This window comes from Catenovulum agarivorans YM01, assembly GCF_000281085.1.
Classification (GTDB): Bacteria; Pseudomonadota; Gammaproteobacteria; order Enterobacterales; family Alteromonadaceae; genus Catenovulum; species Catenovulum agarivorans.
The window spans coordinates 67,041-80,689 of record NZ_JH767531.1; the positions used below are offsets into that span (position 1 = coordinate 67,041).

The following is a 13,649-nucleotide window of genomic DNA, read 5'->3' on the forward strand; positions in this document are numbered from 1 at the left end:
GTAACATGCGTATTCAATCTATCGACCTTGTTCGCGGTGTCGCCATTTTAGGCATTTTGTTAATGAACATTTATAGCCATGGCATGTTGGAATTTGACTATGTGCTTTTATCGCCTTCGCCGCTGTCCGATAAAATTGTTATTAGTCTTAATGCGCTATTTTTTGATGGGCGTTTTCGCACCCTGCTCTGTTTGGTTTTTGGTGCCGGGTTAGCAATTCAGTATCACAAACTCAATAACGAGCAGCAGAATTATCAAGCATTGATCAAAGCGCGTCTGCATTGGTTATTGTTATTTGGCTTTGTGCATACAGTGTTTATCTACGCTGGTGACATTTTATTTATGTATGCTGTGGGTGCTTTGTTTATTGTTGATAAATTATCGCTACCCGCAGAAGAAATGCGTAAAAAAGCACTTGTTTATATAAGTATTGGTTGGGTAATTGGTTTGTTGATAGCCTGTTTCGCCGCACTATTTCCTGAGCAAGAGGTGTTTTACCGCGACAGTGCTGAATATCTTGAAGCACACAATCTGTGGTACGGCAGCTATTTATATCAAATAGAAATGCAGTTTTACGCTTGGTTAATTGGCCTTGCGGTTATACCGACCTTTTTCTTTTTACAAATTTCTGGCGTGATGTTGCTTGGCGGTTACCTGTATAAAACAAACTTTTTTACCCAAGGATTGTCCGCCAAAACCATGTTAAAGCTCTGTGTTATCGCAAGTTTAATTATTGGCTTGGATATTTATTTGCGTATGGTAAATGAGCATAGGTATTTTTTGTTGTCGCATGAACTGGCAAATATTTCAGGCTTGTTTGTCGGACTTGTATACGCAAGCTTTCTAGTCAAGCTTGTGCAAGCCAATAATGCTAGGGTTAAGCTATGTCTAAACTGGCTAGCAAATGCTGGAAAACTATCGTTAACTTTGTACTTAACACAATCGATCTGTATGGCTATTTTGTTGCGTTATATTATGCCAGAGTTTCACTTAACCGCGGTTAGAGTCGATTATTTGTTAATTGCAGCAGTGTTCATTGTCATTCAGTTGCTATGTACACAAATGTATTTTAAATGCTTTAACCAAGGGCCATTTGAATGGCTGTGGCGAAAATTAACTTTGCGTACAAAATTGCCAAAAGATACAGTGCAAACTGAAACGGCTTAATGTTGTCCCGCGAGATCCCCAAATTTATTTAGCTCTAAAAGAGATAACAAGGAAAGTAAGAATGATAGTTGAAGTTAACTCAGATTTGGTTGGGCATGTTGTTAATATACTGAATGATTCTTATCGAGTCGGTCCGAGCTGGACAACTGAAAAGCATTTAGTGGCTGGCCAGCGAGCAACAGAAAACACAATTACCAACGAAATTAACAAACAATACAAGTACTTTCTGTTAAAGGACAAAGATCAGTATATTGGCTGTTTTAACCTAAGACGACAGCAAAACACTATAGAGATCGGCGGGCTTGGAGTTGCTTGCAACCGGCAAAACTCTGGTTATGGTAAATACCTTTTGAAAAAAGCAGAAGAACTATCCTGTACATTTCATGGCGTGAGTAGGCTGATAGTCAGCGTACTTGAGCCAAGAATTGAGCTAATTGAGTTTTATAAACGCCAAGGATACAAAACCACATCAATCAAATTCCCATTTCCACTCGATAGAGATGTTGGTTCACCGCTGGTTGATAATTTGCAGGTTATCGTGCTAGAAAAACTATTAGCGAATTAAATAATTGTTCAATTAGAGTTGATTTAGATTCGCCAACAAACTTTCAGCCCTTGCAAGAATTTGCTGTTGTTTGTCTTCAGCATTTTTTTGCCAGTTGGCATAAACCATTTTATTGCGGGGGTTGGCACTAAAGCTCTGTTGGTGCTTTAACATAAAATGCCAATATAAGGCGTTGAGTGGACAGGCATTATCACCAACTGATTGTTTAACCTGGTAATGACAACTTTTGCAGTAGTCAGTCATTTTATTAATATAGTTGCCACTTGCGGCATAAGCTTTTGAACCCACTATACCACCATCAGCAAACTGGCTCATGCCACGGGTATTCGGCAATTCGACCCATTCGATGGCATCAATATAAATACCTAAGTACCAAGCATCGACTTGGTCTGGGATAATACCGGCGATTAAACAAAAGTTACCAGTAACCATTAGCCTTTGAATATGATGGGCGTAGGCATATTCTAACGACTGTTCAATGGCATGGCGCATACAGTTCATTTTGGTTTGCCCATCCCAAAACCACTCGGGCAATTGATTATTCGCTTCAAGAGAATTCATATTTTGGTAGGCGGGCATATTTGCCCAATAAATCCCTCTAACAAACTCGCGCCAGCCTAATATTTGGCGGATAAAACCTTCGACTTGCGCTAATTGAATATTCGAATTGTTATACGCTGCCAATGCTTTGTTTACGACTAATTGCGGACTGAGCATTTTACTGTTCAATGCAAATGACAAACGAGAGTGATACAAACTCCATTGTTTTTTAGTGAGTAAATTGTCTGCCTGGCAAGTCATAGCGTCCTGAAAATAGCCAAACTTCGGCAAACAGTATTGGCAAAAATAGTCGAGTAATTGCAAAGCTTGTTGGCGATTCACCGGCCATAATAATTCTTCATAGGTTTGACCAAAGGTTTTAACCTTATGCCGCTTAAGCCTTGCTAGAATATCTACCACTGAATTAGCAAACACCAGCGGTTGTGGAATTGCAGCTAAATCTTGCGCTTTGAGTTTATTACGATTGTCTGCATCAAAATTCCATTTGTCACCCAAAGGCTTTTCACCGTCCATTAATATACAAAAGCGTTTGCGCATTTTGCGGTAAAAAGCTTCCATCCTATGGTGTTTACCAGCAGAAAAGTATTTTGTTAATTCATCATCGGCAAGAAAAAAGTGCTCGGTTTGAAATTGTCGGCTGTCACAAGCTAGTTGTTTAGATAACTGCTCAAGTTGTTGCCTTAATCTGTATTCATCCGGCAACTGATATTCAAATTGTTGTGCTTGGTAATGATTAACTAAACTGACAATCAGGCCATTCAAACTTGGGTAGTCACAAGTTTGATCTAGCGTTAAATGTAAAACCTTATGTCCAGCCTTGCTTAGAGCGCTGGCAAAATTTTCCATCGCAGCAAAAAACGCGCAGACCTTTTGTATATGGTGCATTACATAGTCGGTTTCTTGTTTAAGCTCGGCAATAACATACAGCACAGAAGGGTCTTTTTGTTTATACCAAGAATGCTTGGCATTTAGTTGATCACCTAATATTAAGCGCACTGTTTTTATGCTGTTGTCGGCAGGCAGATTTAAGCAGTTCATGCCCTTGCCTCACGCCGACAACGTTTGGAACAATACTTCACCTGTTGCCAATTATTCGCCCACTTTTTTCGCCAAGTAAATTCTAGTAAACAAACTGGGCATAACTTAATGGGCAGATGGCGTTTGTTACCTTTAAAACTATTCATTCAATATCAACTAATAAAAAAAAAGCCTGCAAACTAGCAGGCTAAAAGCAGAACCACAGTCCTTGTTGTGTAGTTATGTAACTACAAACTGTGATACGAATGAATATAAGTTTTGGATTAGCTAATTTTACTCTGTTAAACAGCAACTGAGTCGTACACCTCGACCTTTTGCCAAAGGTGGCTGTAGTTTTCAACAAAGGCTTGATGGGTGGGATGTGATTGATAGATTTTTTCATCTTCTACATTTTCAAACATCAGTAATTCAGAAACTTGGTAACTATTCACTACAACTTCGCGTTGCTCGGTACTGGCTGGCACACCTATATGTATGGCTTTTACTTGCTCGATTTGCCCAAGTGTTTTTAGCCCTTCAATGAGTTTGTTGAGATCTTCTACTGAATCCGGATTTTTTAACCAGAAAAAGACGGTATGAGAAATTTTTGGTAAAGACATTCGCTCTTTCTTGGAACAGGCTGATAGCGTTGTTGCTGCAACAGCAGTTGCTGCGGATGTTTGAATAAATTGTCTACGGGTTTGCATCTGGGGTCGCTAAATTATTTTTGGACACAAGGTAGCAACACTGTAGCAATAGTCACGTCTAGGTAATAGAGCTGAAGAAAAATTCTAACCTAGAAAATTAAAAAAGATACAAAGACTGAGTTAATTGCCAAGTTCAATTAAATTTTGCACGCTTAAAACTGGAGGGTTTTGATTATTGGTGCTTAAGATAAACTTCGAATAATCAGCCTGTTGCCATTTATGTTGTTTGATAAAGGGTGAAAACTGCGCGACATTGGCCGCATCAATCAATTCAAATTGATAGTCTTTTATCAGGCTCGTTTGTTGACGATCTTTTTCAATAATATTGATTAGCGCCTGCGCACCCATTAAAAAATGCCCACCAACCAAAGCTGTTATTTTACCAGCTTTGATTTGTTCTACAGCTTCAGGTAGCCAATCAAATGCTCCAATATACCACTTTTTACCACTGGTCGACTTACCACTTTGTAAGTTTACCTCTAATGCCATTTGTGCACTTGCACACCAAAAAATATCTGTATCTGGGTAACGGCTTAACACTCTGCTAAATCTTTGGCTCAACACAGCTTGTGAAAACTGCATCGGGAATACTTGGTTAAGTACTATCTTTTTCGTTTGGCGTAAATAGCTTCTTAATCCATCTTCTCGTCCGCTCGAGACTCTGTCGTATACGCCGCCTAAACCAGTGAGTTGTGCGACTTTTCCAGCATGTTCTTTGGAAAATTCTTTATGTAGTTTTTCGGCTAATTTAGCACCAGCATTTTTTTGGTCGTATTCAATTTCATCTAACCAAAACTGAAAAGCTTGTTGAGGGCGTTGTAATAACTCAGCTTCTTTACCTTCAAAGACGCGTTCTAGCGTTATAAAGGGAATTTGTGCCCGCTCTAAGGTTTCGAAAACCAGTTGGCTTGAGCCTTGAAATGGCCTAAACACCACGTAATCGGGCTTGCGTGTTCGCTCAGCAACTTCAGTGATTTTTTCAGCTAGGGTGAATCTATTGTTGGAGACGTGGTAACTTTCTAACTCGATTTGCTGTTGCTTGCCAACAGCTCTAACAACATCCGCTACCCAATACCAAAACTGGTGCTCTTCGTAGTCGGGTAAAACATACACTACGTTTAGCGCACTGGCGCTACTGCTCATTAACAAACATAACAGGCCAATGAGGTAGTTTAGGAATGTTTTTTTCATTTACTCGCTCAGCTCAAATGAATATTAAATTTATAGTTCAAAAGAGCTAAAAGTAAAGTTTACTGACTAACTTCGCCTTCTTTGGTAATGGTCACTCGGCCTTGTGTCCAATCAGCCAGCATATCTTGCCAAGCACTTGAATCCCAATTGTAGCTATCAGCCAATCGAATTGCAGTTCGCATGTGTTTTAGTGCCAAAGGTAAGTTTCTTGATGGTTTGTTTTTAAAATAAAGTGCGCTTAAAAACTCATAATCAGGATCTTTATTCGCAAGTTTTTTAAGCTTATTTAAACGTGTTTTTGCTAATTTAAAGTTATTTAAGTTTTTGTCTTTTGCCGTTAAATTTATTTCCGTTAACTTCAACTGGGCAGGTATTAAAGATTCACTCTGCTGATACCACAAGTAGGCTTTGTGTGTGTCATGCGTTACCCAAGGGCTAAATTGTATTATTTGCGCTAAATGAAAAGCGGCTTTTTCATGGCCGTATTGTGCGGCGGTAAATAACCAGTTTATTCCCTGCTCAACATCAATTTGTTGTCGGTATAAAGCCAAACCAAGTTCATATTGCGCCGCAACCATATGTTGATTTGCAAGATCGGTTAGAATGTCTATTTCTTCAGTTGGATGTTTTTTTACCCAAGAAAAATTAGCCAGCATCATGGCGAGCTCAAATTGTCCATCGGCACTTTTATCTTTGCGCAACTTAGCTGCTTGGCGCTTAATTTTGGTATATAACCGCGGAAATTTATCCATCATTTTAAAACTGTCGTATCTAGCTACCCCCAAAGATGCGCGTTGGATAAAATTAACCGGCGATTCAACATAAGTTGCTGGCTCTAATAGCGTTGATTTTAGTGCACCCATTGCTCTGTCTATTCGGCCAAGCTGATTAAATGGCATTAAATCACGTAGGCTTCCGTCTGTTGCTAAGTAATAATCAACTAAAGCCAAATACGGCGCATTCATCAATTTATCACTTTTGGCCGCGGCGTTAAGTCGTTGTTGATTCATCTTATTCCAGTTAAACCCCACGCCATCGCTGTCTTCCATATCAAACTCGATATCAGCAAGTACTTCATCGAACTCATCAGCAAAGGCATTTTCATCGTCAGCGGTTAAACTCTGTGTAACAACTATTTGTGTTGTTAAACGTTCGGGCGTGATTGTCGGATAGTATTTTTGTTTAATGCTCTTTTGGCCAAATATTTTTTGGTAGTGAGCCGCTTGTTGTTGAATAATTTTTTGTTGCTTAGGGTCAAACATAGCCAGAATATCTTGGTACATTTTTTCTGCATCTTGAAAATTCTGCTCTGCGGCTAAATAAAACCATACCGCAGCTTGTCCTTCGTTTGCTGCTTGCCCTAAGCCATTATAAGCCATCACAGCTAATTGATAATAAGCATGCGCGTTGCCAAGTTGAGCGCTTCGGCTGTATTCTTCATAAGCTTTTGTGTAGTTTTTTTCTGCAAAATAGACTGAGCCTTTTAATACGCTTGCTTGGCTACCGGTGGCAGTGAAAATTAAACTAACTAGCAGAAATTGAATGAATTTTGCCATTCCTTGGTGATCCTAGATATTGATATTCTTGCATAATATGCCTAAGCGGCCATCTCACACAAGCATAAAAAACATTTTACAAATTTAACATGTCATTTATATTGGTAGCCACAAACGAATCAAAACAATTCCAATTGTTCGGAGAAATATAGTGCACAAAACTCTCTTGAGCGGCTTAATCGCTGCGATATGCTTGGCAGGCTGTAAATCTGTCAGTGTAGACATTGATGCTCCAACCAGCACCAGTGACAATATTCATGCTGAATTAACCATAGAAGAAATGACCACTGGTTTGTGCCAATACGATGGCCAAGTGGACGATAAACATTTAGGTTTTAATGGCATTGGTTTTATCGATACAGTTAACCAAGTGGGTGCACAAATTAGTTGGCAGGTTGAGCTTAAACAAGCTGACGATTATATTGTCATGTTTAAATTTACCACCGGTAGCAGTCGTGCAGGTAAATTAACAGTGACAAATTTAGCTAGCGGTGCTGAGCAAAGTGCTACATATCAGTTTAGTAGTACGACTGATTGGGATAATTGGCAGCAAGAGAGCCAGCAGTTGACCTTAGCCAAAGGTTTATATTCTATTGTTTTAACTGCCGAAACTGATTCAGGTTTACCTAACATTGACTCACTCACCATAAAAGGTGGTGATATTGTTGCAAATGCGTGTGATGTTCACTCGGGGCCGTTATTAAATCAACAAGGTAACCCTGTTTATGGCGAGCTAGATAATTATCAGGATTGGTTAGCCGACCAAGGTAGTGAGCAAGAAAAAATCGCTGATGATAAGCAAATTGCCGATAATATTTTAACTTGGCAAATGCCTCACGGCGGCTTTTACAAATATGGTGTGAGTAAATATCAAACGCCGTGGAATGGTTCTGATGCGCGCTCTGATTGGGTTGGCAATGGCATTGAGCTGGGCACAATAGACAATGATGCAACCGTGTCAGAAATTTTGTTTTTAGCTGACGTTTATCAAAGAACTGGCGACATAAAATATCGCGATGGCGCACGCGCCGCAGTCGACTTTTTATTAACCATGCAAACATCAACTGGTGGTTGGCCACAAGTTTATCCTGCACGTGGCGGCAGCTCTTATTCAGATCACGTGACCTTTAACGATGACGCTATGGCACGTGTACTAATTTTATTAGATAAAGCTCAGCGCCAAGAAGCACCGTTAAATAACGACCTACTCACTTCTAGCCAAATTGAGCAAATTGATTTAGCCATTAAACAAGGGGTGAATTTCATTTTAAAAGCGCAAATTGTTCAAGATGGTAAATTAACTGTGTGGTGTGCTCAGCACGGTGTTGACGATTATTTACCTAAACCGGCGCGTTCGTATGAACTTGCGTCAAAAAGCGGTAAAGAATCTGTGTTGGTCGCAGCGTTTTTAATGACACGTCCACAAAGTGATGCGGTGGAGATGGCAGTAAAATCTGCACTCGCTTGGTATAAAGATCCACAAGTGCAAGTTGCTGATACTACTTATATCAGTCGACCGAAGAGCAGTAGCGACGACAACTATAATCCAATTCAAACGCAAGCTGGCAGCACTATGTGGTATCGCTTTTATGATGTTGACGCCAATACTGGCTTTTTCAGTGGCCGCTCTGCCAGCGATAACCCACCGGGCGCAGGTAAAGTGTACGACATTATGCAAGTTGAACCTGAGCGCCGATACGGTTATCAATGGGGTGGCAACTACGGCACTAAGTTAATTAACTATGCTAACAGTGTTGGTTACTACTAATTGCTAGCGACTAATTAGCAATTCCCCCGTCTTATTGCGTGGCTAAACTTGTTTTAGCCACGCATTCTTCAACAAGTTATTTCCCTACTTTTTCCACCTTTTACATCCTTGCTTGCAAGCGTATACTCTTTGTAACAATGGATATTTGAGGAATGCCTATGTCTGGCTGCTGTGCAACCGAAGCTAAAAATAACAAAGAACGACAACTACTTTGGATCGTATTAATACTCAATGCAGTGATGTTTTTTGTGGAGTTTATTGCCGGTTGGATCGCTAATTCAACCTCATTAATGGCCGATTCACTCGACATGCTAGCAGACGCTGTCGTTTATAGTTTGAGCTTATATGCTGTTGGCAAAACCATAGTGCAAAAAGCGCGCTCGGCTTTAGTTAATGGCTATCTACAACTTAGTTTGGGCGTGTTTGTATTGGTACACATTGGCTGGAAAATTTACACCCAAGCAACACCTGATGAATTCATTATGACTTGGGTTGCTGTATTAGCCTTAGTGGTAAACGTCTGTTGTTTTTTAATTTTGTATCAGTTTAGACAAGGCGACGTCAACCTGCGTGCCAGTTGGATTTGTTCGCGCAATGATATGCTCGCCAACTGTGGTGTAATTGTTGCGGCTATACTTGTACCAGTTGTTAATGCTGCTTGGCCAGATTGGTTAATTGCCGCTGTAATTGCTTTAATTGTGATTCGCTCGGCATTACAAATAATTAAAGAAGCCAATAGCCAGCTACGCGGTGAACCGGTGAAAACTACATCTTGCTGTGCACCATCAACTAGCTGTGGTGAAACTAAAGCGACAACTAGTTGTTGTGATAGCAAAGACTAATACTTGTTACTACAAATAACCCTGCGGCAAATTCGCAGGCAAAATAAGTTGTTTTGCCTGCATACTCGCTACAGGATAAGCACAATAATCCGCCGCATAAAATGCACTGGGTCTAGCGTTGCCACTTAAGCCAATGCCACCAAAAGGCGCACTACCACTCGCCCCTGTTGTTGGTAAATTCCAATTCACTATACCTGCTCGGCTTAATTGTAAAAATTGCTTAAATTTAGCTTTGTCGTTACTCAATAAACCAGCAGACAAACCGTAGCGCGTATTGTTAGCGAGCTCTATCGCATGATTAAAATCTTGGTAATATTGCACCTTTAACAGTGGGCCAAAGTCTTCTTCATCAGGCATATTTTCAGGCGAAACTTGGCTAACATCCAACAAGCCTGGCGATAATAAACCTGTATCGCGCTCTAAATGCTGCATGCTCAACAAAGCATTCGCTCCCGCGCTGATTAATTTTTGCTGCGACATTAACAGTTGGTTAGCCGCCGCCAGCGACACCACAGAACCATAAAAACCTGCAGGCTCAGCATCATAATGAGTAACTTTTAGCTGTTTGAGTTTAATAATTAATGCTTCAATGAGTTGCTGGCTAAAATAAAAACTTTCTGCTGTATTTGCAGGTAATATTAAGCGCCGTGCACAGGTACATCTTTGCCCAGCTGTGATATATGCAGATTGTATAATGTGATAAACCGCAGCATTAATATCGACATCAGAATCTACCACTAACGGATTATTGCCGCCCATTTCTAAAGCTAAAACCTTGTACGGATACTCTAAACAAGCACGCTGAATGGCAATACCGGTTTGTGAGCTGCCAGTAAAAAATACCCCAATAACATCAGGGTGCTGCACTAAACTTTGACTGGTAGTTTTATCCCCTTGTACTAAATTAACCACACCTGCGGGCAAACCTGCTTTAATCCACAATCGCAGCATTAAATCAGCGGTTTTGGGAGCTTGTTCGCTTGGTTTAAATACCACTGTGTTGCCCGCCAACAGTGCTGGCACTATATGGCCATTAGGTAAATGCGCTGGAAAATTAAACGGCCCTAATACAGCACAAACACCGCGTGCTTTGTGGGTTAAACTCGCTTGATTTGCCCCAAGCTGCTGACGCTTGCCACCAGTGCGTTGATGGTAAGCTTTTCGCGAAATTTCAATTTTGCCAATTACCGCGGCAACTTCGGTTTCCGCTTCCCAAATTGGTTTGCCTGTTTCAGATGAAATTGTATGCGCGAGGATAGTTTTGTATTCAGCAACTAATTTGGCGAATTGGCGGCAAATATTTAAGCGCTGTTTAAACGGCGTTTGCATCCAAGGCATAAGTTGCTGCTTGGCAGCCATAACAGCTTGATGAACTTGCTCAGCGTTGGCGGCACTGCCGTACCAAACTTGTTGACCTTTAGTTGGGTCTATTTTCTCAAACGCTCTACCATCACCGACAATCCATTGATGGTTAATACAATGCACTTTGTTTTGCATACCACCTCCGCGATTCACCTCAATCTTGATATGTTTACATCAGTAAAATTCTCACCGACTCATCTTGCTCTACATTTAAATTTTTAGCTTGTTTAGCCGTTAACATTAGCCGATTGGCTATTTCATCTACCCAACAATCGAGTTTTGCCGCGCGAAATTCACTTACTTTAGTATTGCAAACCAAAGCAGACTTTAGCGGCACAGACTCATCATCATTACGGGTACAAATTGCCACCGACAATTTTTGACTGGCTTTGACACTGCGTATTTGTTTTAGCTCAGCCTCAACCGTTGGCCCTGCATCAAAAATATCAACATAACCTGTGTAGCGAAAACCTTCGCGTTTTAACATAGCAAGCGCAGGCTCAGTATTCGGGTGAACTAGGCCAATTACTTTCCGTGCCTGTTTGTCTAACAAACAAATATAAATTGGAAAGCGCGGCATTAATTCGGCAATAAAACTTTTTTTGCCTATACCGGTTAAATAATCTGCAGTGGGAAAATCGAGCTGGAAAAAGTGTTTTTCTAACCAATGCCAAAATGGTGAATGACCTTTATCGTCCGTTACCCCACGCATTTCGGCAAATATTCTGTCATTAAACCTATGCCTATTTTCAGCTATAAATAAAAATCTAAACTTGGATAAAATAATGCCAAGGCCAGAGCCACGAGCTTGCTCGGTTAAATACAAACTTCCAACTTCAGTTGCGCCTGTGTAGTCGTTACACAAGGTTAAAACTTCTTGTGGATTATAAATGCCCAAGGTTGGGGAACTATGCACAACTTTGCTAATTCGGTAATGGTAAAAAGAGTCGTCTAAACCAACAGCCGATGTAATACCACTGGTGCCGAGTATCTGTTTGGTCGACAAATCTTCCAATACAAACAAATAACTTTGATTTTGTTGACCAAAATGGTGATCAGCAGGCAACGCCATAGCAGTTATACTATTTTCAATGCGTTGCGTTAACACGGATTTATTATTAGGCAGTGAGGTAAAACCATGCCCAGATGTTTGTGCTACTGTCACCAATGAGTCTAAATCATCCATGCGAATTGGCCGAATTACCTGCATAACCGCCTCCAGCAAAAGCTGCTACTCTTTATATAATAGTTCAGATTATTAAAGTCATAATGTTTATCACTAAGCAATAAAGGTATAAACTGGCATTGTTTACGGTATTTAATACAACTAAGGAGAAATTGATGATTGTAATTCACACCCACCCGGTAAAAGCTCAGAACTAAAAAATTTACCTCGTTAGTTCTAACCTTTCCAAGCTCTTTACCCGGTGAAAATTATCTACCGGGAGTCATGATATTCATTACTCCTGCTTTCTTGCATAACAGCAATGTGCTGTTTTGGTTAGAGAAAAATAATGAATACAAATATTTCTTTGCAACAACTAGGTTGGCAATCGTTTTATCAACAACAACTTTCTTTAGACGAGTTTGAAAACCTACAGTGTGGGCGAATTGTTGCTCATCATAGAAGTGAATATATTGTTCAACTTGAACAGCAACAAATAAAACTGCCGATTACCGCAAGCTTACCAATAATGACAGCCGGAGATTGGCTGCTGCTAACGGCTGAGTATAGTTTCAGCAGATTATTAGAACGCAAATCGCTTATCAGCCGTAAAGCTGCGGGAACTAAGGTTAATGAGCAATTTATTGCTGCCAATATTGATAGCTTGTTTATTGTTAGTTCACTGAATCAAGATTTTAATTTGAGCCGCATAGAGCGTTACTTGGCACTTGCGCATCAAGCACAAATCACCCCAGTGATAATATTAACTAAATTGGATTTATGTGACGATGCAGCGCCATTAATTGCTCAAGTTCAAGCTCTAGAGCCTTATTTAGCCGTAGAGGCAGTTAATGGTTTAGATTCTGCTAGTTGTTCAGCACTGCAAGCATACTGCCGCTTAGGCAATACAGTTTCTGTTGTTGGTTCATCAGGGGTTGGTAAGTCTAGCTTGATTAACACCTTATTGGGTGAATCAACTCAAGCGACGGCTGGCATTCGAGAAGACGATGCAAAAGGTCGACACACAACAACTGCTCGTTCAATTCATTTTATGCCATCGGGAGCTATATTGCTCGACACACCAGGCATGCGTGAATTGCAGTTGCCAGCGTGTGAAGCCGGAGTAAAACAAACCTTTGCTGATATTGAAGAATTTGCACAGCAGTGTCGATTTAGCAATTGCCAACATGAAAATGAACCTGGCTGCGCTGTTGTTAAAGCAATAAACCAAGGTGATTTAGATACACGGCGCTTGGAAAACTATCGAAAGTTATTGCGCGAACAAGCGCACAATGCAGATAGTTTGCAGCAAAAACGCGCTAAAGATAAAGCCTTGAGTAAAATGTATCGACAGGTGCAAACTGGCGCCCGCCAGCAGAAAAAAGGTTTTTAAATTTTATAGCGGGGCTTTGAACCCCCGCGCTTTTTAACAGCTTAGGACACCTTAGTTGGTTAATTTGATTTCTTCTAGTTGTCCAGATTCAAACGAAAAAATTAACTTCTTATGTGCTGGATATAGCTTAGCGTTATAAACCAGTAACTCCTTTTTATTCTGGCTGTCTCCCGAAATGACCTCGGTATGCAAAGGCTCGCCGCATTTAGCTATTACGTCCCATTTAGAATCACCAATGCGAACAAAATCTTGCCCGCACCCGTGTGCTCTGATTGTTTTTGCTTGAGCTTGGTGCGATGCTGATAAAAACGGCATAAATACGATAGCGATAAATGCAAATTGTTTGATCTTCATAT

The 13,649-nt window shown here is 40.5% G+C and carries 13 protein-coding genes; 5 read left to right on the forward strand and 8 right to left on the reverse strand.

The features are described from left to right. The first annotated feature begins 5 nt into the window (after positions 1 to 5). Together WSC_RS0114385 and WSC_RS0114390 are read left to right on the forward strand one after the other, a co-directional pair. Positions 6 to 1,166: a DUF418 domain-containing protein gene (locus WSC_RS0114385; protein WP_016956645.1), complete on the forward strand. Its 1,161-nt coding sequence runs from the start codon at positions 6 to 8 to the stop codon at positions 1,164 to 1,166. Between the two features lie 61 nt (positions 1,167 to 1,227). Further along, positions 1,228 to 1,731 (forward strand): GNAT family N-acetyltransferase, encoded by a 504-nt coding sequence (locus WSC_RS0114390; protein ID WP_016956646.1) that lies wholly within the window; start codon positions 1,228 to 1,230, stop codon positions 1,729 to 1,731. A gap of 12 nt (positions 1,732 to 1,743) precedes the next feature. Here WSC_RS0114390 and WSC_RS0114395 read toward each other — a convergent pair whose 3' ends face one another. The 5 genes from WSC_RS0114395 to WSC_RS0114410 form a co-directional block, all read right to left on the reverse strand. Next, the gene (locus tag WSC_RS0114395; RefSeq protein WP_016956647.1) at positions 1,744 to 3,330 is read right to left on the reverse strand and encodes a cryptochrome/photolyase family protein; all 1,587 of its coding nucleotides are present in this window, start codon (positions 3,328 to 3,330) and stop codon (positions 1,744 to 1,746) included. Continuing rightward, positions 3,327 to 3,476, reverse strand: coding sequence for a DUF2256 domain-containing protein (locus WSC_RS24660; protein ID WP_082196190.1), 150 nt, complete (start codon positions 3,474 to 3,476; stop codon positions 3,327 to 3,329). The genes WSC_RS0114395 and WSC_RS24660 overlap by 4 nt, the downstream gene beginning before the upstream one ends. Before the next feature lie 135 nt (positions 3,477 to 3,611). Next, the gene (locus tag WSC_RS0114400) at positions 3,612 to 4,016 is read right to left on the reverse strand and encodes a Dabb family protein (RefSeq protein ID WP_016956648.1); all 405 of its coding nucleotides are present in this window, start codon (positions 4,014 to 4,016) and stop codon (positions 3,612 to 3,614) included. A gap of 120 nt (positions 4,017 to 4,136) precedes the next feature. Beyond that, a complete protein-coding gene (locus WSC_RS0114405; protein ID WP_016956649.1) occupies positions 4,137 to 5,207 on the reverse strand; it encodes a substrate-binding domain-containing protein in 1,071 nt (356 codons plus the stop codon). Between the two features lie 59 nt (positions 5,208 to 5,266). Continuing rightward, positions 5,267 to 6,763 carry a tetratricopeptide repeat protein gene (locus WSC_RS0114410; RefSeq protein ID WP_016956650.1) on the reverse strand — a complete coding sequence of 499 codons (1,497 nt, stop codon included), beginning with the start codon at positions 6,761 to 6,763 and terminating at the stop codon, positions 5,267 to 5,269. 151 nt (positions 6,764 to 6,914) lie between these two features. Here WSC_RS0114410 and pelA point away from each other — a divergent pair, with 151 nt between their 5' ends. Both pelA and WSC_RS0114420 read left to right on the forward strand, forming a co-directional pair. Continuing rightward, positions 6,915 to 8,531, forward strand: a complete 1,617-nt coding sequence (pelA, locus tag WSC_RS0114415) for a pectate lyase (protein ID WP_016956651.1) — start codon at positions 6,915 to 6,917, stop codon at positions 8,529 to 8,531. Between the two features lie 158 nt (positions 8,532 to 8,689). Next, positions 8,690 to 9,373, forward strand: coding sequence for a cation efflux transmembrane domain-containing protein (locus WSC_RS0114420; protein WP_016956652.1), 684 nt, complete (start codon positions 8,690 to 8,692; stop codon positions 9,371 to 9,373). A gap of 9 nt (positions 9,374 to 9,382) precedes the next feature. Here the strand turns inward: WSC_RS0114420 and astD are convergent, their stop codons facing one another. Both astD and astA read right to left on the reverse strand, forming a co-directional pair. Further along, positions 9,383 to 10,870, reverse strand: coding sequence for a succinylglutamate-semialdehyde dehydrogenase (gene astD / locus WSC_RS0114425; RefSeq protein WP_016956653.1), 1,488 nt, complete (start codon positions 10,868 to 10,870; stop codon positions 9,383 to 9,385). A gap of 34 nt (positions 10,871 to 10,904) precedes the next feature. Further along, positions 10,905 to 11,945 (reverse strand): arginine N-succinyltransferase, encoded by a 1,041-nt coding sequence (astA, locus tag WSC_RS0114430; protein ID WP_026016862.1) that lies wholly within the window; start codon positions 11,943 to 11,945, stop codon positions 10,905 to 10,907. 304 nt (positions 11,946 to 12,249) lie between these two features. Between astA and rsgA the strand changes: the two genes are divergently transcribed. Next, on the forward strand, positions 12,250 to 13,293 hold the full coding sequence (gene rsgA / locus WSC_RS0114435) for a ribosome small subunit-dependent GTPase A (protein WP_016956655.1): 1,044 nt from the start codon (positions 12,250 to 12,252) through the stop codon (positions 13,291 to 13,293). 51 nt (positions 13,294 to 13,344) lie between these two features. Here the strand turns inward: rsgA and WSC_RS0114440 are convergent, their stop codons facing one another. After that, a complete protein-coding gene (locus tag WSC_RS0114440; protein ID WP_016956656.1) occupies positions 13,345 to 13,647 on the reverse strand; it encodes a DUF2845 domain-containing protein in 303 nt (100 codons plus the stop codon). Between the last annotated feature and the right edge of the window lie 2 nt (positions 13,648 to 13,649).